The organism is Streptomyces sp. NPDC089799, assembly GCF_040684755.1.
Classification (GTDB): Bacteria; Actinomycetota; Actinomycetes; order Streptomycetales; family Streptomycetaceae; genus Streptomyces.
Genome location: NZ_JBFBGR010000061.1, coordinates 1 through 23731, shown reverse-complemented (window position 1 = coordinate 23731; position 23731 = coordinate 1). Strand labels below are relative to the sequence as shown.

Below are 23731 nucleotides of genomic sequence, written 5' to 3'. Positions count from 1 at the left end.
CTCAGCGCGTGACCCGCCAACGAGAACGGGTGGCACAGCATGAGCTGTGCCACCCGTTCTCAGGCAAGGGCAAGGTCTTCCGGGACGTACTGAAAGGCCACTCCGAGCAGCGCATCGACTGCCGCGCGGCCCTTGCCGCCGGCCTCGGGCATGAAGTGGGCGTAGTGGTCGAGGGTGATGGTCGGGCTGGAGTGACCGAGCCACCGGGCGAGGGTGACCACGGACTCGCCCGCCTCGAGGATCACGGAGGCGTAGGTGTGCCGGAGTACGTGGAAGCCATGCTTCCGGGACGCCTTCCAGCGCTGGCCCTTCTCCCGCACGGGGCGGAAGCCCACGTCCCGCCGAAGAAGCGCACCGGTCGCAAGCCCGCCGCCACCGACGACGAGCTCTTCACCATCGCCCTCACCGCCCCGCTCGGACGCGATGGACGCGCGTCAAGCCGCCACATCGAGACGGCTGTCCGCGCTCACGGCCTCCCCATCGGCAGGGACCGCCGGAACAAGATCACCCGGAAGGTCCAGGATGCACTCAACAGCGGCCGAGCGGACGCCGCGTAGGCCTCGTCCGAAAGTCACATTGCTCCCCCGCGCATCCGTCGCGGGGCGAGCTGGCGTTCGTGCGCCCCATCCCCTCAACGCCGAAGCCGTTCCAGCCCGACCAACAGGAGGCACGCTCTTACAGGACGAACCCACTGCCACGCATCCCCACAACCTCCAAGCAGGCGACGCCTACCCAAGCCCCAGACGGAGCAAGTTATCGGCCAAGACGCTCTTCCCCGTCAGGGGAGAGCGTCTCGGCCGCTCCCGCCCCTGGAGTGGGGGGAGCGGACCGGAGCCAGGGGGCACCGGTCCGTCAAGCAGCGACCGACGACGGATCGCAGCCGAGGGATGAGCAGCAGCCTGCGTGCGAAGCCGCGTCACCTCCGCTACCCCGCCAAAGCGCGTACACGACGACGCACCACAGGGACGACCAGCGCTCCAAAGCGTGCAGCGTCTGTCTGCACGATGATGAGCACGCGCTCGTCGCGACCGCCGCCAGGGCCGTCGATCGTCGGCGTCGCCAGCTTCTTCGCCCGAGCGACCCACAAGGCGGTCCCCGGCCTCAGGGTCGCCCTGCAGACGTACAGCTGTCACCTGAGTGCGCGGAGCATGGTGGTGTATACCGGGGCGTCGGGGAACGGCTGCTGGTCGCCGATGTGCTGGTACCCCCACCCCTCGTAGAGGGCCTTCACCTTCGGGTGGCCCGGCTCGACGAGCAGCGTGACGCGTTCCTCGGTGCGACCGGTCAGCAGTTCCTCGTGGATCCGGTGCGCCAGACCTGTGCCCCTCCAGGGAGCCCGGACCATGATCTCGAAGAGGGCGAGGGTTCGGGTGCCGTCCTCGGTCGTGTCCGCCTCGGGAAGCGGCTGCAGCATGTGGGCCCACCAGCCGGTGTTCTGGGGCAGGGCCGCGGCGTAGGCGTAGCCGGCGGCCTCGCCACCGTCGTAGGCGACCACGGCCTCCCAGGACGGGCGGGAGGAGTGGCCGGTGAGACGACCCTCGAAGCGGTCGACGGAGAAGAACGGGTCCTCGCCGATCTCATTCTCGTACACCTCGGCGTACACGCCGACCAGGGTGGGGCGGATGGTGGGCAGCTGGTCGGTGCCGTAGCGGTGGAGGGTGATCTCCGGGGTGGGCATGGTGCTCCTTGTCGCGTGCGGGTTCAGGCAGTGCGGGTGCGGTCGTTCCACTGGCGGGTGACAGCGGACTTGGGGGCCGCCTGGTTGAGTGCGGAAGTGAAGCTGCCCAGGAGGTGGGGGACCCGGCCGGCGTCGGCGCCGGTCGGGGCGATGACGCGTGTGGCGGTGGCCACGGCCTGCTCGACATCACCCTGCGCGACCTGCGCGAGGGCCGCTTGGGACAGGTAGTAGGCGCGGTTGCGGTGCTGGTCGTCGCGGAGGTCGGCGATGCACCGGTGGGCGTGGAACTCGGCCTTCTCCGCCTCGCCGAGCCGGTAGTGAGTGATTCCGGTCAGGCCGTGGAGCTCGCCCCGGGTGTAGAAGGCGACGGAGGACGGACGGGCCTCGGCGGGATCGGCTCGGTCGTAGGCACCGTGGGCCCGGTCCAGGGCGCGGATGGCCCTGGTCTTGTCACCAAGGCTGGCGGCGGTCAGGGCGATGCGGGAGTGGGTCAGCGAGGCGTAGAGGGGGTCGGTGCGGTGCGCCCGGGTGCCCGTGCAGGCTTCGGCCGCGGCGAGGGCGTCGGCGTACCGGCCGCGCTGGCCGGCGAGCATGGCGGCGTACCGCCAGGTCTGGTGCTGGACCTGACCGTCTCCGGAAAGCCCTGCGAGGGTGACGGACTGCTCCAGGTAGCGCTGGGCCTCCCCCAGTCGGCGGGCGTCGATGGCGGAGAACATGGCGAAGGCCGTGAAGGACGCAGCGACGGCATAGAGGCGCGAGCGGACGCGCTGGCTGGCGGAGCCGTGCTGCTGGAGGCTGAGCGTACGGGCGGCGAGGTCGGCGGCGCGCTTCTCCAGAACGGGGCCACCGCCGTTCTGGTCGTCCAGGAGCCACAGTTCGGCCAGGAGGACGCGCAGGCGGTCGACGTCGGAGTGTCCGACGGTGGGTCGGGTGGCTGCGGTCGCGGTGCCGGTGGACACGGCGACGGCGGCGCCCGTGGCTACGGAAATGAAGCTTCGACGGCCAAGCACAGGGTCCTCCAGTCGTGCTGAGGGCGTTGCGGGGCGGGAGCGGGCACGGGGCACGAACCCCAGGTCGGTCCCAGGAAGCCCGGAGACGGCCTCCAGGGCCTGCCACTGGCGGTCCTGGGGTGAGCGGTTCTCTCCCGACAGCCACCGGTAGACCGTCCGTTCGGTGACGGCGCCGCGGTGGCCGGTGAGGTCCGCCATCGCGTCGTTGACCTGCTCGGCAAGAGCGTCGGCACTGAGCCCGTGTTCCTTCATCCAGGTCTCTAATTCCGCGTTCCGCTTCCGCACCATGCAGTCACGGTAGAGGCGGGGCCACCATCCGAGGTAACGCAGGTCGGGACTTTTCGTCAGTCGTCACGCGAGTAGCTGCGAGCGGATTCGTCATGTCCAACACGGCTCGCACACGGGTTACTTGTCCGCACAGCCGAACCGGCAGCAGGCGGATGGGAGCGGAATCGTGACCGTACTCGCGCACGAAATGGCGGCAGCCCCGGCGGAGGTGCCCACGGTCACCTCCGCCAACCAGAAGACCGTGATCGCCTCCGCGGCTGCCGCCGTGGCCGGGGACGTCGAGGCCGCCCTCACCCTCGCCGACCACCACCCGGCCGGGGAGGTGGCCGTACGGCTGCGGGAGCGGCTGCGCGAGCACGTCCACACCCTCGCGGTGCCCGCCGAACGGTACGCGGCTCTGCTGCCGGAGAGCCGGGAGAAGGACATCGCGGCCGGCACCGTGCGGTTCGCCCGCAAGGTCGCCCGGGACTGCGGGAGCGATCCGGCGATAGCGCTGCGGCTGCTGGCCAGGTCGGTGGCCCACCTCGCCCGGAACACGGACCTCCTGCGGCTTGTCTGAACCGCCTCCGGCGTCGGCCTGCCTGGGGCGTCGGCGCCGGAAGCCCTCCACCTGCCCGGCCGCAGCAGGTGACCGCAGCACCTCGCCGACACCGGTGAGGCGGGTCGGCTCCCCCGGATACGGGCGAGGAGCCGGCCTATGCCCCGGCCCTGTCGGCCAGTCCCGTCCAACCTCGCCCTGGAGGCACCCGCGTGTACGCGATCGGCATGTGCGTCGATGCCCGCTACCTGCTACCCGCCCTGGTCACGCTCGGCTCGGTCGCCGACCACCTGCCGGTGGCCGACCGCCGCGAGAGCGCGGTACGGGTGCTGACCAACGGCCTGTCCCCGGGGCAGGCCGCGGTAATGGAGTCCTTCGCCCGCCGCTGCGGGTTCGGCTCCTTCGACCTGCGCTGGCAGGCCCCGCCGCCCGAGAGTGTCATGGCGGACACCGCCTACATCTCCGTCGCCACCTACCTGAGGTTCGGGTTCACCCCCGACTTCCTCGACCGGCCGTTCCTGATCTACGTGGACGCGGACGTCCACGTACGCGCCGACGTCTCCGCGCCTCTGGACGGTCTGCCTGCGGACCGGATCGGCGCCGTGCAGGACGAGTTCAACCCGGCCGTCGGCCAGTGCCCCGCCCTGCCCGGCGTCGCCGAGCGCTGGCCCCACCTGGTCGGGCGCACCTACTTCAATGCCGGGATGCTGTGGGTCCCCGCGCCGATGCTCGCCCCCATGCGGGCCGGGGTCCAGCGGGCCCTGGTCCGCGGGCGGCAGCACATCAAGCACAACGACCAGTGCGCCCTGAACCTGTGGCTGCTGTCCTCCGGGACCGCGCACCCGGTCGGGCCGGTGTTCAACCGGTTCGAGGTGGACCGGTTCCTCGAGCGGGGGGACTGGGTCCGCCGGGTCCTCCGCCGCCCGGTCACCCGCCGGGACGGGCACGTGGTGCACTTCGTCGGGGGCCAGAAGCCGTGGATGAGCTCGTGCCCCTGCACGGAAGACGTGCGTGCCTACCGGCAGCAGATGCACCGCACGCTGCGGCACCTGGCCGGGGCAGGTGCACTGTGACTGGCGGCGCGGTCCTGGCAGTAGAGAGGGCCTGCACGGAACTGGCCGGGTCGGTTCCGGCCGAGACGGTCCGGGTCCGCAGCGGGCCGAAGACGGCCGTCTACCGGGTCCGGCTCGCCGACGGCCGCCCGGTGGTGGTCAAGCTGTTCGCGGTCGACGGCACCCACGGCGCTGTCGACGAGGCCCGCCTCCTGGCCGCCGTCACCGCCGCCGGGCGGGTGCGGGTGCCGACCGTGATCGGGTACGGGCCGGTTTCCGGCCTGACCGTCTCTGCCCTGGTCACCACCGATGCCGGAACGAGCACCTTGGGGGATGCCGTCCGAGCCGGGCAGATGCCGCGTCCGGCGGCACTGCTGAGGCTCGCCCTGCTGATGGCTGCCTTCCACAGCGTCAAGGCCCCGGCCGGGGTCCCCCTGGCTCCAGGCATCGGCCAGCAGGTCACCGCTCTGGCCGCCCACTGCCCCAAGCAGGTCTTCGTCCGGCTCGCTCCCGCCCTGGAGGTCATCGCGGCCGGGGCACGCCTGGAACGACTCGTGTGGTGCCACGGAGACCTCCACCTGGAGAACGTGATCTGCGGAGGCGACCGACGCCTCACCGTCGGCGAACACGGCCGGCCCCGCCTCCCCGACTACCTCGTGGACTTCGAGGCCGCGACCGTGGAGGTCCCCGAGTACGACCTCGCCCAGACCCTCGTGACCTGCGACGCCCTGGAGCCGTCCGATCGGCTGTTCGTGGCCGCTGCCTACGGACGGCCCGTCGACACCGGGCTCCTGGACGCCTACGTGGCCTTCCAGGCCGTCCGTGGCTGGACCTACGCCGCCCACCGGGAGGGCCGCGACCGCGACGCCTGGGCCGCCCGCCTGCATCTTGCTCTGTCCCCGCAACCAGGAAGGACCGACCCGTGACCGATCCCGATCTGTCGGTGATCATCCCCGCGTACAACGAGGCTAAGTACCTGCCCCGATATCTGCCCACCGTCTTCGCGTCCCTGCGCGCCTGGGAGGCAGGCTCCGGCCGGCGCGGAGAGGTGATCGTCGTGGACAACGCCTCTACCGACGAGACCGCCACCGTCGCAAGGGAGCTCGGCGCCCGGGTGGTGACGGAGCTGGTCCGCAGCATCGGCCTGGCCCGGAACAGCGGAGCCCGCGAGGCCAAAGGACGGATGCTGTTCTTCGTCGACGCCGACGTGGCCCTGCCGCTGGAGGGGATCACGGCCGCCGTGGCCGCGATGGACGCCGGAGCCGTCGGCGGGGCGATCCCACCGCTCTACACCCCCGCCCGGTTCGGGGCCCGTGTGCTGTGCGCCTACTGGGACCACCACCGCGCCCACCACGGGGGCGCCCAAGGCGTCAACCAGTTCTGCACCCGGGACGCCTTCAAGGCAGTACACGGCTACCGGCCGGACTACTTCATGAGCGAGGACATGGAGTTCTTCGCCCGCCTGACCGCCTACGGCCGCCGCACGGGCGGTCCGGTCGCGGTCCTCGAAGACCTCCGCGTGCGTCCCTCCACCCGCCGCTACGACGCCTGGTCCACGGCCCGGATGCTCTGGTGGCAGAACCCCGTGGTCGTCCGCCTCGGCCTGACCTCGCCTCGCTTCTGGCGCAACTGGTACGCCACCACCGTCCGATGATCGGAGAACCCCAGGTGACCCTCCTTCCCCTGCCGGACGCCGACGGCATCTACACCTTCCCCACCGACCTCCTGACCGCGCACCGGGCCTGGATGGACTCTCTGACCGGGGCGAAGGAGATCATGACGCTGACGGCGCCGCTGACCCTCGCGCCGTACTGGATCGAGCCGCGCAAGCCGTCCGGGCGGCCGGTGGTCGTCATCGAACCCCACCACGACGACTTCGTCCTGTCCGCCTCCGGGACCTTCCTCGCCCGTCCCCGACCGCTGACCGTGGTCACCGTCTTCACCCGCTCCCGCAGCGTCCACCCCTCCCTCGAAAGCACCTACAACAGCGTGGAGACGGTCTCCGGACTCCGCGACCGCGAAGCCGCCCAGTCCATGTTGCCCCTGGGGGCGGCCCGGGTCGGCCTGGGGCACAAGGACGCCGAGAAGCCCTATCGGGCACCCGAGCCCGCCCAGGTGGACCGGATCACCTCCGAACTCGCCGAGGTGCTGGACAGGATGGACGACGCGGAGCTGCTCGCCCCGGCCGCCGTTACGCGCCACCCGGACCACCTCGCCGTCCACGAGGCGGCGCGCCGCCTGGGCTGCCGGTGGTTCTGGGAGGACGCCGCCTTCTGGTCCACGTACGGGCTGTCTGGATGCGACCGGCACCTGTTCCGGCAGCGGGTACGCGATGTCTTCGAACCGGAGCTGGAGGACATCACGGCCTCCGTCCTGGACAAGGTGACCCTGCTACACATGCACGGCTCGCAGATGCACCCCGCCCGGAAGATGTACCGGCCCATCCGGCACGCCCACACCGTCGCCGCCAACCTGCTGCCCGACCCGGACGGCCGTCCGCGGGGCCAGTTCGCGGAACGCTTCTACCGGCTCGGGGGGTCGTGATGATCCTCGGCCTGGAAGGCCCCTCGTACGGGGGCAAGACCTCTGCCCTGGGGCGGCTGCGCCGGGTGCCGGCGATGCGGGACGCGCTCTTCTTCTCCTGCTACGTGAAGTCGTTCGCGCGCCGCGAGGACATCCCCACCCCCTCCACCCGGTCGGCAGACGAGCAGGTGAAGGCGTTCATGACGTTCATGGAGATCGAGGGCAACCGCGTGGACGCAGCTCGCCGCCACGGCGGGCTGGTCGTCCTGGACCGGACCGTCGACACCCTCCTCGCCCACGCTCACGCCATGGACGAGATCTACGGCTTCAACGTCCTGCCCAAACTGACCCGTCTGGCTGAGGAGATGCCGCACCTGAGGCCGGACCACACCCTGTACCTGGACGTGACGCCAGAGCTCTTACACCTGCGGCGCAAGGCCGCCGGACACCACGAGGTCGAGCCGGAGTACTTCCTCCACGACCCCGCCTTCCTCATGCACTTCCGCGACTATTTCTGCCGCCCGGCCCACCGCCCGGCGACTGCGGAGTTGGCCGTCGCCTCCGGGGACAGCGACCGGCAGGAGACGGCTGCCGTCGTGCAGGCCCTCTTCACGTACTGGGCGGGTGGCCGGTGACCCGCCCGACGGTGGTGTTCGTATGGCGGCGGACCCCGCCACCGCTGCTGATCGGGGGCGCGGAGGTCTCCCAGCAGCTTCTGGCGGAAGAGTTCGTCCGGGCCGGGTGGCGTGTCGTCTACCTCGGCAGCCATGAGGCCCCCTGGAACGGGTCTGCCCAGATCGGCCACATGCGCGCCCACCTCCGGGCCCACGGAACCGTGTGGGAGGAGGCTGGCGGGGAGGTCCGCTACCGGTGGAACGGCGTCTCGTGCCGGGCCGTGCCGCAGGACAGGGTGGAAGCGACGCTGAAGAATCTCCTGACTGAGGCCCGGCCGGATCTGGTGGTGACCTCGCAGGAACAAGCGGCCGACCTGGCCTCGCTTGCCCGCCGGTCCTCGCGGGTCGCCGGCTGGCTGCACTCGGTCTCGGCCAACAGCATGGGCGTCCTCCACGGCCGACCGCACGTCGCCCTCGCCACGTCGAAGTTCGTCGCGGGACGGGCCCAGGCCCACGCCGACACGAAGGTAGTCGTCTTCTACCCGCCGTTCGCGCCGGCCGAAGGCGCCGGGCCTCTGCTCGCCGCGGGGCGCGGCACAGCCGGCCGCGTCCCTGGCAGCCCCGGCGGCGTGCTGATGGTCAATCCCATCCCCGCCAAGGGCGCGGCCCTCCTGCGCCAGCTGATCCGCCGCTTGCCCGCCCGCCGGTTCACCCTCGTCGAGGGTTGGTGGGACACGGCCAGCGAGTTCACCGCGTACCCGAACGTGCATTGGGTGCCCCGCACCTACGCCATGGGCCCGATCTACGCCGCGAACGACCTTCTGCTCGTGCCCTCCCAGGTCGAGGACGCCTTCCCCCGGGTGATCGTGGAAGCCGGGCTCCACGGAGTCCCCACGATCGGCTCGTCCCGCGGCGGCACTCCCGAGGCGGTGAGAGACGGCGGAATCATCCTCCATCCCGACGACGTGGACGCCTGGGTGCAGGCGATCGAGACGGCTGACCAGGCCGGCCTCGGCGCGAAGGCCCGGGCCGGGGCAGCGCCGCTGGTCCGGCCGTGCCTGCCCGAGCTGGCTGCCGCCGGACTCATCCCGGAGGCAGCAGCCGCCGGCTAACGGGCCGCGTAGGCGGCCTGCACCTCGTCGGCGCGGTCGGTCCACCAGTTCAGCAGTGCCTCGTCCGTCAGGAACATCTCGCCGAAGGTGAGGTCCTGGCGGTCGAGGTAGAACTCCAGCTGCCAGAAGTCGGTCAGCCGCTTCCACCACAGCCGCTTCACCGCGTCGGCGAGGTCACCCTCGGACAGATCGATCACGGACCGGTATCCGGAACAGAACGCGGCGACTCGGTCAAGGTCGAAGGCACCACCGACCCCGAACTGCACCTGCGCGGTCCGCGCGACCTCCTCCCCGTACGGACGAACACCGAGCCGGTCCCAGTCCAGGACCGCCACCACCCGGCCGTCCCGGCGCAGCAGGTTGCGGTACTGGAAATCGCCGTGCGTCCACCCGTAGGGCCCGGCCGGCACCTCGCCGGCCGGCCGGGCATCGGCGTACCGCGCGAGAAGGCCGCGGCGGCCGTGCAGGGCCTCGGCGGCGGCCTTGTCGAAGTCCGTCACCGGAGCGGAAGGCAAGCGGCTCAGGAGGGCAGCAGCCGCACGGTCGGCCTCGGTCACATCGCGGACCTTCGCCACTGGCGCCTGCTCCGGGACCGGGCCGGGACAATGCCGCCGCAAGCCCTCGTGGAGGCGGCCCAGCAGAGCACCGAGATCGCGCACCTGGTCGAGCGGGAGATCCGTCCCTTGAAGGTGCTCGCCGTCCACCCACGGCAGGACGCAGTAGCCGTGACCACCGACTTCCGCCACGAGTTCACCGTTGGCCGCGCTCAGCGGCGCCGGCACGGGGATGCCCTCGCGAGCCAGATCCACGAGGACCGCAAGGTTCCTGCGGACCTTCGGCAGAGGAACATCGGTGATCTCCTTGAGCGCGAAAACTCCAGCAGCGGTCACAAGCCGCCAGTTCCGGTTCATCAGGCCGTGGGCAAGGAACCGCCGATCACTCACCGCGCCCAGCCCGAACGCGTCGGACAGGCTAGGCAGCACTGCCGTCAGAGCATCTTCTCGAGTCGTATCCGTCACCCCCAGCACGGTACGCCGACGCCGAATCCCGCACCCGAATTCGTCACCCAGATCCCCACTGAGAGTCGGAGGGAGAGGCGAGCCTAGAGCGCTTCGCCACCAGCTCGCCTGACTCCGCCCGTGGCGGAGCCGGAACAGTCCTGGCGGCCTCACTACGCTGACCGACGGACCACCCGCGGCCGTACGACGATTGGGAGACCATGACCACGCCCTCCACCGCCCGAATCGAAAACCTCCTGCAGACCGGCGTGCGCGAGGAGGTCTACCCCGGCGCGGTGTGGGCGGTCGGGGACGCCGACGGCATCCGCGCGAGCGGAGCCGTAGGCCTCCTCGATCCCGACCGGCCCGACGAACCCATGCGGCTGGACACCGTCTTCGACATGGCCAGCCTCACCAAGATCCTCGCCGTCTGGTCCACGATCGGCACCCTCGCCGAAGAGGGCAAACTTGACCTCCACGCCCCTCTGGGCACCTTCTGGGACGAGGTCGCCGGCCATCCCCTGGCTCGGGCCACGGCCCACCATCTCCTGACCCACACCGCGGGCCTGCCCTTGCGCGCCAACCTGAAGAACCTCTACGGCACCGACCCCCAGGACATCCGCGACGGCGTCCTCCACGAGGCCCTCCACCGCCCGCCGGGCGAAGCCGTCGAGTACACCGACCGGGCCGCGCTCGTCCTCGGCTACCTCGCCGAACACCTCTCGGGCCAGCCCCTGGACCAGCTCGCCACCGACCGCGTCTGGCACCCCCTGGGCATGACCCGCACTCGCTTCGGCCCCCTCCCCGCCGCCGAGGCGGCCCGCTGCGCCCCGACCGAGTACGACGAGGCCACCGGCACACACCTCAAGGGCACCGCCCACGACTTCTCCGCCCGCCTCCTCAGCGGCGTCTGCGGTATCGCCGGCACCTTCTCCGTCCTCGACGACCTCGCCCTCTTCCTCCGCCACATGCTCGCCCCCACCCAGGCAGCCTTCGGCCAAACCTGGATCAAGGACTCCCTCCGCCTCCAGACAGGAGCCCTCACCCCCGCCCGCGGCCTCTTCTGGCACCCCGCCCCCCGCACAGACGCCGCCGAAGACGTCTGGGTCCACTACGGCTTCACCGGCACGGGCATGTGGATCAGCCCGGCTCAGAGCCGCTGGGCCGTCCTCCTCACCAACAAGCTCCGCTACAACCGCGACCGCGATCCTCTAACGCAGATCCGCAACGCCTTCCGTCTCGCCGCATTCGCGATGGCTGTTCCGAGGCTCTGAGCCTGACTGCAACCGCGTCCGCGTGGAGGCTCTCACGGGCTTGACAGAGGACCTGTTCGACCATGTCCGAGACGGCAGGTCGAGCAGTCCCGCCATAAGGCCGCAATCTCCACGCCTCTCACCTGAGCGGCCATTGGGACGCAAAGCGACACGAGCGCGCTACCGCATCCGACCGGCAGCAGCTACGCACAGCGCCCTACTCCTGGGCGACCCACGCTGCAGTCAGGCATCAGGGGAACACCGGCTCGAAGGCCACGGCAAGCTCCTGCTGCGGCACCAGGTAGTCGATCGCCACCAACGTGGTGTCGCCGCTGAGTGTGCATGGCCTACGCAGGCGTCAGCTCGCCGAGGGCTTCTTGTAGGGATTCGCTTCTGAGAGGGGTGGCCGCAGCCAGCTTCTGCAGGTCCTCGCCGGTCAAATACCTGTAGCTCTGCGGTGGATGGAACGGGCCGGAAGCCCTGAGAGCCGCCAGAGGAACCGGCACCTCGAAGGTAACCGGCTCCTCTAGTGAGAGGCCACTGGCTCGGGTCGCACCGCTCATGTAGTCGTCATACTCCCGACGGCTGATGCCAGCGCTCGTGCGGCTGGCGGTCCAGACCTCACGCGGGCTGGCCACCTGCACCGAGGAGATCCTCGCCATGCCGACGATGGCCATGGTCGGCGCGGTCGCATAGAGGAGTACGGGCGTCCCGGGAGGAGCAGCGACGCGTTGACGGCGTACCTCCACCGTCTTGGTGCCGGCCAGGATCGCCGTCGCGAACCTCGGGTGGACGGACAACAGCATCGCGCGCTCCGGACCGCTCACGTCTTTCGGTGCCCCTCTTCGTAGACGGCCTGGAACAGCGTGTTGTCGATCTTCGACAGCGACATCAGCGACAACCCTAGCCCCAGCCCGTTCGCCAGCGCGGCCAATCGCGAATGCGTCACCTGTACGGGAAACAGCTCCGTGTCCGAGAACCTCAGCGCCATGACCCGGCCCGACGCATCGGCTGCCGCACGCACTTCGGCACGACCATATACGCCCAGGTGTTCGAATCGCGAGAAGAGGGCATCGGGGTCGCCGATGACCACCTCATCGAGCCGCGAGCAGCCGATCACCATCTTGCCCTGCTGGCCCGCGGACCCCTCGCTGACGTACCAAAGGATCCGAGCAGGGACGCTCTCCCCCCGATGGCCGGCTGAACGGTAGTACACGTGCTCGCGACTGATGCCGAGTACGTCGTCGCGCGGTACGAGCATGGCCGGAAAGTCGAACAGCTCCGTGGACCAGCGCGGCTTGACGGGCGCGATGAAGGACGGCAGGGCCGTGTCGACCAGCTTCGCCGGCCACCACACCCTCTCGGCGATGCCCGCGATCTCCGCTGGCGCACGGGCGTCCAGGACAGGCGTCACAGCACCGACCCGCCCCGCGATCTGCCTGGCGGCCCCGGAGACTGCCTCCGCCGGCCCGCACACGTCCACGAGGAAAGCGGTGAAGCCGTTCTCGTCCTCGATGAAGCCGTCGGGGCCGGCAGCGGCCACTGCCGCCCTCGATGTACCGGGGTCGGTGATCCGCACGACCTGGGCCCCCCGGTCCCGCCCGAGCCTCTTCAGAATGAAGAGCAGCTGGCGGGCGAGCGTCTCTTCCAACACGTGCAATGCGGTCCTCAGGAGCGGAACGTTCAGGGTCCGGCCGTCGAGCGCCCACGCGTAAAGGGCGACCGGGCACCCTTCCCCGTCCCTGAGGAGTTCCCTGCGCCACAACACGCCGTCCCGGGCAAGGCTGGTCAACCGCTCCGCCAAGTCGACTCCGCCGTCACCGCCGGCCTGGTCGAAGAAGGCGACGAGGCCTTCTTCGCTTCCGGGCTCGACCTCGGCGGCGGAGAAGGCCGTTCCCATGAGGTCGGCGGGCCGGTACATCTGGGCTTGGCGGAGTTCGTCCACATGGAGCGTCACGGCCTCGGGCGACACGACCCTGACGCGCGCCACCTCCCAGGCGATGTCGGCCAGCGCCGCCAGGTCGGAATCACGGGTCACCATTACCTGCAGACCGGCACAAGACGTCTCGGCCACGTAGCGCAGCCGCGCACGCAGACCAGCATCGATCACGACACCGGTCCCTTCCTTGCCCACTGCTGCGGTCAACTCCTCTTGGCGGCTGGCCACCGCACTGGTGTCTGGCGCCAGGGAGCGGAGCCTGGACAGGCCGGCACGTTGGTGGTTCCGCTCCTCCCGATCCTCCACCGCTTGGACATGAAGGAGGAGCTGTGGCGTGTAGGCGAGCTCGACCAGGTCTGCGAGCCATCCGGCCTCGAGGGCCCTCGACTCCTCGACCGCGCGATCGGCCCCCGCACCTCGAAGCCCCGAGAAGACCGTGTGGTCTACGGTCACGACCAACAAGGCGTCGCTCTGCGCTTCGGTGAACAAGTCGTCGTGACCGTGGTCGAGCCACCAGGTGTCGAGGGTCTCCTTGTCACTACCTCGCCCGAGGCCCTCGCCCTTCGGCACGAAGCCCAGGCCGCTCCAGGTGTCGCTGAGCCCGTAGTCACGGCGGCACCTGGCCCTGATCCCGAGCCGGTGACTTTGGCTGCGTCGCAGTTCTGCGATCAGGAGCCTCGCGATCCCCTTGCCCCGGTGCTCCTCCGCTACACAAAGGTGCACGAGGCGAACGTGCTGGCTGCGCTTGGGCAGTCCGAAGAGCGCATATCCGACCAGCTCGCCGTCGTCCAATGCAACGAGCAAACCACCGTCGTCTGCGTACTTCCGATAGGCGGGCGGCGTGAGCAGACCGAGCCGCTTCGTGTAGCGGTTACCCAGGGCGATGGCTGCGCCGAGCATCTCCGACTGCTCTCCGGTCACCGGCAGTACTTCGATCACCGTGTTCCCCCTCAACTTCCGTGAGTACCGGATCGATCACTCCCAGCGCATAGTGTCGAACCATGAGGAAGCGGGCCACCGTTTGGTCAAATTCAGCTGCATTGGCTCTAACTGACACACCACGGTCGGCGGCGCAGCGGTCGCCACCCCGACCATGCACGGGAGCACGGGCCTGCGGGGTTACCGAATGAACGCTTAGCAGTTGTCCGGAGGTGGAGACCAAAGACAGTCGTAGGGGCGGGCCGACGCCGCGGGACGCCAACGTCCGGAAGGTGATGGTTGCCCAACGCAACCGGGACACGGTGCCGGAGCTCGCGCTGCGGCGTGCCCTTCATGCGTTGGGCTTCCGCTACCGCGTGGACCTACCGATCCCAGGAAAGCCACGCCGGCGTGCTGACGTCACTTTCACACGCTGGCGCACCGCAGTGTTCGTCCAGGGCTGCTTCTGGCACGCTTGCCCGACGCACCAGCACGCTCCGAAGCACAACTCGGAATGGTGGCGCCGGAAGTTCGAAACCAACGTCCGCCGGGACGAGGAGACCGACGCGCACCTTGCGCTGCTGGGGTGGCTGTCGCTCCGCATCTGGGAGCACGAGAGCGTGGACGGTGCCGTTCGACGCGTGACGGCAGCCCTCGCCACCCGGGGCCATCCCCTCGCCCTGCGGCTGGACGCCCAGCACCTCGACACGTGACTCCGGGCCGGAACGCACCGCCACGGTCGACGATGGCGTTACCCCTGTCAGGACGGCGGAACTCCCGCTGAGGCCCCCGGTTCGTCTGCCGCTGACGGGTGCACGTACCTGCCCTCGTTGAACGGGGTGAACCAGGTGCCGAACGACATCGGCGCCACCCCAAGGGTGGCGCCGACCGCGCTCTCATCGATGCCGTCCATCGAATCGTCGTACAGCCACTCGTGGTCCATGTCCTCATACACGTTGTCTACGAAGGCGCCGAGGGCCGCCGAAACGCCTTCGCCAAGGAGTCCGAACAATTCCAGGTTCGTGCTCGCCTGACGCAACAGCAGTCTCAGGGCCAGCACTTCGGCAATGCAACTCAGCTGAGAGAAGTTCCCGGCCGTGAAGCGGGTGGTCATGGCGATCACTGTGACCAGGAAACGGCGGGCGAACCGGGTGTCGTACTGGAGGACGTACCTCTCGGGCAGGTCCTCCAGGTGCCACAGCGGGCCGTCATACTCCCCGACTGTGGTTTCCTCCCTTTCCAGGGTCTGCACGTCGTCGAATAGCTCGTCGATCAAGACGTCGGTGGCGTAGACCAGGGCGCCAGCAGCCAGCCGAGCGTCCTCGGGCGATACGACGAAGTCCCAATCGTCGCCGTCCCCGTCCTCGAGGTCATCGGGTACACCGAACATGACGGGAGGAAAGGAACGCATCTCGCCCGCCAGTACGAGCATCCGGGCACGCACCTCCTCGGCCTTCGCCTGGGCGTCGTATTCGCTTCCGTCGGCAGCTGAGGGTGGTGCGGAATGACGTGCTTTCCGTGCCGCAGGATCGTCTGGCGGAACGCCCGGGCCGTCAGCCCCGATGAGGCTCTCCTGGGCGAGCTCCGGATGCAGGTCGACTTCGCACCGTTTCACCTCCCAGTCCGCGAGCAGTTCGGACCGCACCAGCGCCTCGCCCCGACTGGACGGCCCACCCCAATCCTGAGCTGGCAGCCATCGCCGAAGGATTCGCACCGCACCAGCGCCGGCCGGCGGCAACCGTGGTCGAACTGGCGGCCCAGGAGTTCCCCGACTTCGACGACACCATCATGGAACTCTGCCGCTGAACCCATCGTCGGCACCCGCACGACCAGCCGGAATCACGGGAATGACGGAACGCTCAAGTCACCGCGCCCCTCTGTCGCGTTCGGGCATCGCTGTAGCCTCTGGCCATGAAGCACGGGGAAGGCGAGGACGCGCTCGTTCTGGAGGCCCGCGAGATGCTGGCCGCCGGACAGAGCAAGGAGGAGGTCTTCGCCGAACTGGCCGCGCGCACCGGTGACTGGGACGCCTGCGCGTTGGCTCTATGCCTGGCCCTGGGAGTGTCCCGGCCGGACGCCGAAGCTCGAATCCACGAGACACGGCCCCTCTTCGACGAGTTCGAGGCGGGAGAGGAAGACATCGTCGCCATGCTCCTCGCCTGTGGGCACGTGTTCGTCGTCGAACCAAGTGCTGGACGGTCGCGACGAGCGGATCCGCAACCTGTTGTGGACTGCCGTCTGCGCCCGCGGAGGCTTTCCTGGCGGCATGATCCCCTGGTTTCGCACGGGGAGCTCACGAAGATCTTCTTGCTCTTCACACCGACCCAGTAACGAGTCGACGATCAGGCACCGATCGGCCGTGACGCCAGGAGCGGCGAGTCCGCTGCTCGTGTCGCGGCGCCCTTTCGCAGCCGTGCACGCAACCCATCACCCACTGACCAGACGCAGGGCGCGAGGCACGGGCGGCACAGCTGCCGGAGGCCGGGGCCAGGGTCGGCGACGTACGACCACCATCAGCGGGAGACCCCATGCCGTCAGGGCACACAACAGGACACCGGGGAGGCTCGGCCGACCGGACCGCGACCGCTGGCGCCGATCCCCTTCGAGATCGAGTCGGTCATTCCGGAGCTGGCCAGTACGGCCCGCGAGGTCATCCTCCCCTACACCCGGGCCGGACAACCGAGCCCCAGCGACAGCTCCATCGGCGGGCCGCTACTAAGGCCGACCCGCGAACCCTGGCCGATATGCACCGAACGGACCACTACACTCACCTTGACCTGCGACAAGATCAATTATCAGACAGGCCTTCGAGCGCGGTGCAGTGGGGGGCGAGCGCGGACGCAGTCAGGCCGCTGGCGAGGTAGGTGTCAAGGGTGTGGAAGTCAACGGTCGACATGTGGGCTTCATGGTGTGAGTCGACGGGGAAACGATCACCCAGGCGGCGCGGGAGCGCTACCAGGTCACCTGCCTCGGCGATGTTGGTCCAGTGGCTAATGCCTGGGGGCCGTGTTCCGTTGCCGGACGTGTCGGGCGCCGGATCCAGCATGTCGAACACGGCTCCCGGTACCCCGAGTGGAGAGCCGACCGTGACCAGGACCTCCACGCCGAGACCGGGATGGGCGTGCAGGGCTTCGTAGGTGACGACTGATCCGAGAGAGTGCGCTACGACGACCTTCGCGCCGCTGTGCTCGATCGTCCGGGCAACTTCTTCCCGGGCCCGGCGCCGGCGGTCGGGGGAGGCGAGGTAGGTGTAGACCTCCGGCATGAACGCCACCGCGATCCGCCCAAGGAGCCGCGCGGTGATACCCCGCCTGCGCGCGACGAGGTCGATTGCCTGCCGCACCGGCATCCCGCCCCACGACTGGCCCTCCGCCGGATCGATCGGCATGCCCACCGCACGCAGCCAATCCACAACCGCCTGCTGCTCGGCCGGCGAGAGCTGGTTAAGCTCGTCGATCGCTCCCTGCCCCTCGGTTTCGCGCAGGGTATGTGCGTAGTAGGCGGCCGTGATCGCAGGAACCTTGAGGTGGTCCAAGCGGGCGTCCTTGTATCCGGCCGCCAGATACTCCTGCCAGCGCCCGGCAAGACTGCTCGCCGCTTCTTCCGGCGTCAGTCCCTTCTTGTAATTGCGCACCCCATGGACGACCACAATGCGGCTCATCAGCTCCCCGTTCCCCTGCTCAGTCTGTCTGGTCAGCGAGGTCCGACCAGGTGAAGAACGCCACCCGTATCCCGAACCCCGCGAAGACGCCCGCCTCGCTGACAGCGATGATCCCAAGGCCGTCAGGGAAGACGGTCTCTTCTTGTACGACGCCAGGATCACGAGGATCCCAGACGCGGACACGATGGTCCTCTCCCGAGGTAACCAGCAGGGGCACTTCGCCCTTGCTGGCGAATGCGACGGACCACACGCCTCCTGCATGGGCCGGAAAGTGCGCCAGCTCGTGCCCGGTTTCCAGGCACAGCACCCTGATGAAACCGGCTTCGTCACCGCAGACGACGGCATCGTGCTCGCCCCACCGGCCGATCTCCAGGTCGACCATCGCTTGTGTGTCCTCGGCCAGGATGCGGCTGACGCCGGTTGTGGAGTGCAAGGTCAGGGTTCTGTCCAGCCGCCACGTCGAGTCGACGCGCCTCTCCTTCGTGTGAGCGACGACTACGACGTCGTTGTCCCCGTCCCGTCTCCAGGCAGAGCAATCCGCCATTCCGGCCCCGAGATCCTCTTCCTCGTACAGCGTCCGTTCCAGCTCGCCTTCCTCGAAGCCGAGCGTGTAGACGCCAGAACGTGTACGCACGACGAGCCTGGTGACTTCACTCGCATCGTCGACCGACAGTTCCTGGACTGTGTCCCGCGGTGTGAAAGAAGCACGGAACGGCCTCCCGTTGCTGGCTTCCAGGAACTCGATCCTGCTCCGGCTACCGAAGCCCACACTCACGAAGACGATGCTCTTTCCGGCCAGGCGACCCACCTTCACGGCGTTGACGCGATCCCTTGAGCGGGACCAGATCGTTCTGCCCGTCAGGGCGTCCCAGGCAAGGAGCTTGCCCTCTTCGTCCACGCTGACGGCCGGAAGCCACCCGTGGCTAACCGCCCTGGCCACGGCGACGTGCTCCACCAGGGAGTCGTGCCTGGTGGGCGGCAGCAGCGATGCCTTGCCGTCGCGCATACTCTGGGAGAGCAGGGCGGTCCGCTGCGACGAAGTCGACCTCTTGTCGCTTGTCATCCAGCCCACCGCTGCCCATTGGGTGCCGTCCATCGCCAGGGCTTCGACTCTCCCGAGCCCCTGAGGAAGTTGGCACACGCCATCTGGCGTCGCGGGGCCACCATCGAGCGGCTGCGCACGGATCTCGATACCTTTGAAGTACGCGAAGCATGGTGTGTCGTCGTGAAGCATCACTACTCCAGAGCCGACCTGTCCGACGCCCTCCAGCAGCCGCGAGTCTCCGGTCCGAAGGTCCCACACCCGGTTGCCGTCATTGGCACCCGTGACTACGAACGGCCCGCCGGGACCTGCGAGGATCTGCAGGCTGGTGATGGGCTCTTGCCCTCCTGCACACACGACGTGCTTCTTGCCGTCCGCATCCCAGATGTGGACGGCCCCGTCGACAGCGCCGGCCACGTACACCTCGGTCCCATCTAGCACGGTGGCGCCGACTGCGGTGCAGTCGTAGCCCTCGATGTCCATGTCGGGCTCGAACAGGTTCTCCACGTCCCCGTTGGCCTCCAGCCCAGCCAGCCAGCCAGCGATCACGTCCAAGGAAGCAACCCTGTCCCCCTTCATGTCGTACGCGGTGACCTCGCCGCCACCGCAGACCACGACGAGCGCCTGGCCACGTTGCCCGACAATGCCGAGCGCAGAGAGGGGAGCTGCGTCTGTTTCTATGGTGATCTTCACCTGTCCGGTGTTGACGTCCCACACCTGGACATGGCCGTCAGGCGTTCCCTCCGCTACGAGCGCGCCGAAGGCCCCGTACGCGCCGCACAGCATTGCCGGTGGAGCATCATCAGGCATGTGGAGAAAGAAGAGGAAGGCGCCCATCCGGACGTCCCACACCGCCAGTTGTCCGGCGTAGGTCTCGCCGGCGGCCAGCCATCGCTGCGAGCACTGCACGAGGACCGGGTCCACGTTTCCCATGGGTTCGAGCTCGGCGGCTTCGGTGGGTGCCTCGGCCGTGCCCCAGGCGAATTCCAGCATCGCTGCCCGCGGACGCTGTGCTGTGGGCTCATCCAGCGCGTCGAGCGCCTCGACAAGCCAGACCTCGCCCCACACCGTTGCCGTGTTTCTTAGCCATTCGCGCCGCTGCCACGGCTCGTGTACGGCCGACAACGCAGCACGGCTCATCAGCGCTGCGATCCGCCCGCGCACCGTCCGGCCTTGCATGTGCTCGTGGAGCAGCAGAGGGTCGCAGAACACGAGGTAAGAAGCGGACAGCAGCAATTCGTCGAGGGCTCGGGCGTCAACGGCATGCTGAGCGGCATGACGCAGCACGTAGGGGAGGGCGAGCCCGAATCTGCGTGCGGCCACCTCAGCGGGGCCGGGGACTGTGTCGAGAAGCCGCGTGAGGATGTCCGTACGCTTCCCCCGCTCGTGCGCGGTGCGCAGATGGTCGACAAGACTCTGGTGGTAGAAGCGGTACAGCCGCTGGCCGTCGGTTTCGGTGCTGAACCGCAGGTAGAACGACGCGGCAGACAGCGCCTTGCGTACATCGTCCAGGTCCGGTGCCTTACTACCCGGAGCCACGAACGCCTGTGCGACGCTGTGTACCACCTCGAGCGGCATGCCCTGCCCGTATCCGTGGGCCACTGCCGCTAGTACGGCTGACATGGCGGGATGCTCCTGCTGCAATACGTCCAGGTGCAGATCCAGCATGGCGGGAAGACTCGCCGGAACCTTCTTGACCACCTCCTCAACACTCGGGGCCACATCCCGGTGGACGAGGTAGTGCGCGAACAGGGAGGCGAGCAGGAACGCGCCGGACTCGTGGCGCAACCCCAACTCCCGTGCAACCGCGCGGGCAGTGACCTTGCGGATCTCGGCAGTGCCAGGCCCGCTGTATGTACGAGACGTCTCCAGAACGTCGCAGACGTAGCCGGTCAGCTCTGCCATCCGCTGCTCGACCGAGATGCTGTCCAGATCGACCATCAGCCCACTGGCTGTCAGTTCCTTTATCAGGGGTTCGTACTTCTTCCCCCACGGCAGGCTTTTGTCCAGACGGGCGAGCTGATCGTCGTCGGCCAGGTCCTCGAGCAGTTCCGCGTACCTGTCCCACCACGGCCGCGTTCCCACCAGGACCCGGCACAGCACCAGGTCCCTGTCGGGAGCCTCCTCATCGAAGCGCCGGCGTCCGTGAGTCAGCTCTCTCAGGACCTCGACCAGTGCCGTGTCCAAGGACGCTTCGTCCAGGGCGTCGACCACGATGGTCACGGGGCGGCTGGAATGGTCGGTGATCCGGTTCAGTAGAGCCGTAGCGCTCCAGCCCCGTCCGGGGTCTGTCGCAAGGCCAAGCTGGGCGGCAATCGATGCCAGAATCTCGGAGGGGCCCCGCTGCCGGGCGTGAACCGCCACCAGATGATCATCCAGCTCAGGTCTGACATCCCGGCTGACCGCGCCGGCAACCTGCCGGGACACCTCACGCAGCTGAGCGTGAGCCAGACAGGCCACCACGCCGAGCAGCGCGGACTTCCCCGAGCCAGGGCTGCCGGTCACGATCATCAAAGTCTGCTCGCTGGGCCCTTCCAGCCACCGCTTGATGGCCCCCAGCTGTTCGTCACGCCCGGTGAAGAAGCAGCCCTGCACGATGTCCTGCTGCTGCGGGGTTCCCGAGGCGCGTGAGATGAAGTGCAGAGGGTCGAGCGCGGGATCCACTGCGGTTGCGAACTGCCACAGCCCCAGGTCGACCGCTTGGCGGAACTGGCCGCCAGCTGTAGCCCGGTAGGAAGGGTTGAGGAGGAAGGACGGCACCGGCGCGCGGGCCTCCGGATGGGTGGTCCGCAGCACACACTGCGACGGCCGGTCCTCGACAGCCGCTGACCGGGCGAGCTCACGGTCGATCTCACGCGCCAGCGTCTCCACCGGTACGTGCTCGACAGCGGGGGAGATGTCGAGCCGCCCCTCACGCAGCCGCTCCAGGACTACGCCGGCCGCCACCGTGAACCGTGCCTGATACGTCTTCTCGTCCGGGGCGCATGCCGCGATGACCCAAGCACGTCGGTCCTCGGCCCTGATTCCGTCCAGGAGCTGCTGCAAAACGGCCCTGCCGGCCCCGCACACATCCAGCAGCAGCAATACCGGCGCTCCGTCCGTCACCGCTTCGGCCTCACCCAACCATGTGCCGACTTGCGCAGCCGTCCACGGCAGATTCCTCCGCATCGTCTCCCGCGAAGCCAGGAACAGAGTCTGATCACCCGGCCCGGCCACCCCGTGCCCCGCGAAGTGCACGATGAGGGCCTCGGTGCCCGCACTTGCTTGCGCCTGCCGAAGAGCCCCTCGCCACAGACGTGTGAGCGTCTCGAAGTCGGGATCATGGGAGGCTTCACCGCCCAGCACGTTTAGTCCGGGCATCTTGGCCAACTGCGCCGTCAAGCCGATGACGGCCGGCCCCACGGAAGGCAACTTCTCCAAGATGTTCGAAGGAGTCAGGGGATCTGCGTCGTCACCCTCGTCATGCCCGTCGAAATCACCCACGCCGACAACAAGGACCTGCGTCACTCGGTACCTCCGCCTCCCCAAACCCCGCGTTCAATCCTAGGGCCTGCCTGAAAGTTGATCTTGTGGTCAGTCGAGGTGAGTTGACGAACGCGGCGTGGGAGCGGACAGAGCCCTTGTTGCCGCAGGTCGACGGGCGTGGTCGGCCGTGGCGTGACCACTGTCAGGTGGTCAATGGTGCGTTGTGGCGGTTGCAGACCGGGGCTCCGTGGCGTGACCTGCCGGAGCGGTGTAGGCCGTGACAGACCGTCTACGAGCGGTTAGCCCGCTGGGAAGCGGACGGCACGTAGGCAAGGCTGTTGGAGCATGTGCAGGTCCGTGACGACGCGGTGGGCCAGGTGGAGTGGACCGACGGCGTCACCTCCACAGTCAACCGCCCACCAGCACGCCGTCGGCGCACACAAAAGAAGGGCCCACAAACGCGGGCGAACTGGAAGATCAGGGTGGCTCGCAGACGCGCCAGGCCCTCGGCCGGTCCGGGGGCAGGCTGACCACCAAGGTCCACCTCCACGTCGACGGCCGGGGCCTGCCCCCGTCCATGGTGCTCACGCCCGGCAACGTCAACGACGCCACCGCATTCGCTTAGGTCCTCGACAGGATCCGAGTTCCGCGAGCCGACACCGGCCGCCCGCGCACGGCATCTCCCCGAGTCCTGGGCGACAAGGCCTACTCCAGCCGGCGACCCGGCGTCTCCTGCGGCACCGGGGCATCGCCGTCACGATTCCCGAGCGCCGCGACCAAGCGACCAAGCGGCCAAGCGGCCAACCACGGTCGCCTAGACTGCCACGACAGCCGACCGCCCGCCTTCGACAACGAGGCCTACCGCGACCGCGACGTGGTCGAACGATGCTTCGCACGCCCCAAGCAGTTCCGCGCGATCGCGACCAGGTTCGACGAACGCGCCGACCGCTATCGAGCCGGAGTCGTTCATGGCACACGGGTCACGGTACCGACCGAGGGAGATCTTCCTTCAGAGGCGCCCTCCGCTGGGGAGAATATGGGGAGAATGAGAGCCCGTTGGGGAGCGGCTGGGGAGAATCGGCCGTACAAATGGGCAGCACGTCGAAAGGGTCGGAAAGGCCGATCGTCGCAGGTCGGACCGCCTGTTCGGGCGATTCCCGCGGGTCAGCGCCTTGAGGGCGACGACTTCAAGAAGATCTCCGCCTGGGCGGCCATTTTGTTTGCACCCACGTTGGCGGGAACCATCTACGGCATGAACTTCGAGGACTTGCCGGAACTCCACTGGGCGGCGGGCTACCCCTTCACAATTCTGCTGATGGCTGTGGTGTGTACGAGTCTGTACGTGATCTTCAAGAAGCGCGACTGGCTCTAGCGATCCACCGAAAGAGCTTGATCGACTTAGCGCTAGCGAACTGCGGACCTTGCCCTCAGAGGCCCCGTGGGGAGAATCTGGGGAGAATACGCAGCAGGAGATCGACCAGACGCAGCTCCGCCGCCTACCAGGGGGCGGCGCCCGGCGCAGTCGTCACCAACCGCGCTCCGCCAGAACTCGCCATTCGGCACGCCCTGCATTTCCGCAGCGGACACACGACCGAAAAGCCTCGACGCAGGCCAGCGGGCCGTCCAGTCTGCCAGGCGTT

The 23731-nt window shown here is 68.7% G+C and carries 18 protein-coding genes and 3 pseudogenes; 12 read left to right on the top strand and 9 right to left on the bottom strand.

All coding sequences use genetic code 11. From position 1 onward, the window contains the following. Window positions 1-59 precede the first annotated feature (59 nt). The 3 genes and pseudogenes from AB0O36_RS36105 to AB0O36_RS36095 all read right to left on the bottom strand — a co-directional run. Window positions 60-299 (bottom strand): annotated as a pseudogene (locus tag AB0O36_RS36105) (tyrosine-type recombinase/integrase); the annotation flags it as partial. A gap of 830 nt (window positions 300-1129) precedes the next feature. Continuing rightward, complete coding sequence (locus AB0O36_RS36100; protein ID WP_365118022.1) at window positions 1130-1678, bottom strand: GNAT family N-acetyltransferase; 549 nt, start codon at window positions 1676-1678, stop codon at window positions 1130-1132. 23 nt (window positions 1679-1701) lie between these two features. Continuing rightward, window positions 1702-2976, bottom strand: a complete 1275-nt coding sequence (locus AB0O36_RS36095) for a Tat pathway signal protein (RefSeq protein ID WP_365118020.1) — start codon at window positions 2974-2976, stop codon at window positions 1702-1704. A gap of 166 nt (window positions 2977-3142) precedes the next feature. Here AB0O36_RS36095 and AB0O36_RS36090 point away from each other — a divergent pair, with 166 nt between their 5' ends. From AB0O36_RS36090 to AB0O36_RS36060, 7 genes are all read left to right on the top strand, one after another. After that, the gene (locus AB0O36_RS36090; RefSeq protein ID WP_365118019.1) at window positions 3143-3535 is read left to right on the top strand and encodes a hypothetical protein; all 393 of its coding nucleotides are present in this window, start codon (window positions 3143-3145) and stop codon (window positions 3533-3535) included. Between the two features lie 191 nt (window positions 3536-3726). Continuing rightward, on the top strand, window positions 3727-4587 hold the full coding sequence (locus AB0O36_RS36085) for a glycosyltransferase (RefSeq protein ID WP_365118017.1): 861 nt from the start codon (window positions 3727-3729) through the stop codon (window positions 4585-4587). Then, window positions 4584-5492 carry a phosphotransferase gene (locus AB0O36_RS36080; protein ID WP_365118015.1) on the top strand — a complete coding sequence of 303 codons (909 nt, stop codon included), beginning with the start codon at window positions 4584-4586 and terminating at the stop codon, window positions 5490-5492. Before AB0O36_RS36085 ends, AB0O36_RS36080 begins: the two co-directional genes overlap by 4 nt. Next, window positions 5489-6220 (top strand): glycosyltransferase, encoded by a 732-nt coding sequence (locus AB0O36_RS36075; RefSeq protein WP_365118013.1) that lies wholly within the window; start codon window positions 5489-5491, stop codon window positions 6218-6220. Before AB0O36_RS36080 ends, AB0O36_RS36075 begins: the two co-directional genes overlap by 4 nt. Then, window positions 6217-7110, top strand: coding sequence for a PIG-L family deacetylase (locus AB0O36_RS36070; RefSeq protein WP_365118012.1), 894 nt, complete (start codon window positions 6217-6219; stop codon window positions 7108-7110). The genes AB0O36_RS36075 and AB0O36_RS36070 overlap by 4 nt, the downstream gene beginning before the upstream one ends. Then, window positions 7110-7724, top strand: coding sequence for a hypothetical protein (locus tag AB0O36_RS36065; RefSeq protein ID WP_365118010.1), 615 nt, complete (start codon window positions 7110-7112; stop codon window positions 7722-7724). The genes AB0O36_RS36070 and AB0O36_RS36065 overlap by 1 nt, the downstream gene beginning before the upstream one ends. Continuing rightward, entirely contained in the window at window positions 7721-8815 is a 1095-nt protein-coding gene (locus AB0O36_RS36060) for a glycosyltransferase (RefSeq protein WP_365118007.1), read from the top strand. Before AB0O36_RS36065 ends, AB0O36_RS36060 begins: the two co-directional genes overlap by 4 nt. Here AB0O36_RS36060 and AB0O36_RS36055 read toward each other — a convergent pair. Continuing rightward, window positions 8812-9759, bottom strand: coding sequence for a phosphotransferase (locus AB0O36_RS36055; RefSeq protein WP_365118023.1), 948 nt, complete (start codon window positions 9757-9759; stop codon window positions 8812-8814). The genes AB0O36_RS36060 and AB0O36_RS36055 overlap by 4 nt on opposite strands. A 275-nt stretch (window positions 9760-10034) precedes the next feature. On the opposite strand from AB0O36_RS36055, the gene AB0O36_RS36050 reads away from it, so the two are divergent. Continuing rightward, a complete protein-coding gene (locus AB0O36_RS36050; protein WP_365118005.1) occupies window positions 10035-11087 on the top strand; it encodes a serine hydrolase domain-containing protein in 1053 nt (350 codons plus the stop codon). A gap of 326 nt (window positions 11088-11413) precedes the next feature. Here the strand turns inward: AB0O36_RS36050 and AB0O36_RS36045 are convergent, their stop codons facing one another. Together AB0O36_RS36045 and AB0O36_RS36040 are read right to left on the bottom strand one after the other, a co-directional pair. Continuing rightward, window positions 11414-11893: an ASCH domain-containing protein gene (locus tag AB0O36_RS36045; RefSeq protein WP_365118003.1), complete on the bottom strand. Its 480-nt coding sequence runs from the start codon at window positions 11891-11893 to the stop codon at window positions 11414-11416. Next, window positions 11890-13944 carry a GNAT family N-acetyltransferase gene (locus tag AB0O36_RS36040; protein WP_365118001.1) on the bottom strand — a complete coding sequence of 685 codons (2055 nt, stop codon included), beginning with the start codon at window positions 13942-13944 and terminating at the stop codon, window positions 11890-11892. The genes AB0O36_RS36045 and AB0O36_RS36040 overlap by 4 nt, the downstream gene beginning before the upstream one ends. 212 nt (window positions 13945-14156) lie before the next feature. Here AB0O36_RS36040 and AB0O36_RS36035 point away from each other — a divergent pair, with 212 nt between their 5' ends. After that, window positions 14157-14636 (top strand): very short patch repair endonuclease, encoded by a 480-nt coding sequence (locus AB0O36_RS36035; protein WP_365117999.1) that lies wholly within the window; start codon window positions 14157-14159, stop codon window positions 14634-14636. 47 nt (window positions 14637-14683) lie between these two features. On the opposite strand, the gene AB0O36_RS36030 is transcribed toward AB0O36_RS36035, so the two are convergent. After that, the gene (locus AB0O36_RS36030; RefSeq protein ID WP_365117997.1) at window positions 14684-15568 is read right to left on the bottom strand and encodes a hypothetical protein; all 885 of its coding nucleotides are present in this window, start codon (window positions 15566-15568) and stop codon (window positions 14684-14686) included. Window positions 15569-15834: 266 nt separating this feature from the next. On the opposite strand from AB0O36_RS36030, the gene AB0O36_RS36025 reads away from it, so the two are divergent. Further along, window positions 15835-16254, top strand: a complete 420-nt coding sequence (locus AB0O36_RS36025; protein ID WP_365117996.1) for a hypothetical protein — start codon at window positions 15835-15837, stop codon at window positions 16252-16254. 457 nt (window positions 16255-16711) lie between these two features. Here the strand turns inward: AB0O36_RS36025 and AB0O36_RS36020 are convergent, their stop codons facing one another. Beyond that, on the bottom strand, window positions 16712-17584 hold the full coding sequence (locus AB0O36_RS36020; protein WP_365117993.1) for a serine peptidase: 873 nt from the start codon (window positions 17582-17584) through the stop codon (window positions 16712-16714). A gap of 19 nt (window positions 17585-17603) precedes the next feature. Beyond that, window positions 17604-22133 (bottom strand): AAA family ATPase, encoded by a 4530-nt coding sequence (locus AB0O36_RS36015; protein ID WP_365117991.1) that lies wholly within the window; start codon window positions 22131-22133, stop codon window positions 17604-17606. Window positions 22134-22195: 62 nt separating this feature from the next. On the opposite strand from AB0O36_RS36015, the pseudogene AB0O36_RS36010 reads away from it, so the two are divergent. Next, a pseudogene (locus AB0O36_RS36010) lies at window positions 22196-23055 on the top strand (IS5 family transposase); the annotation flags it as partial. 216 nt (window positions 23056-23271) lie between these two features. After that, window positions 23272-23463, top strand: a pseudogene (locus AB0O36_RS36005) (CorA family divalent cation transporter); the annotation flags it as partial. Window positions 23464-23731 lie beyond the last annotated feature (268 nt).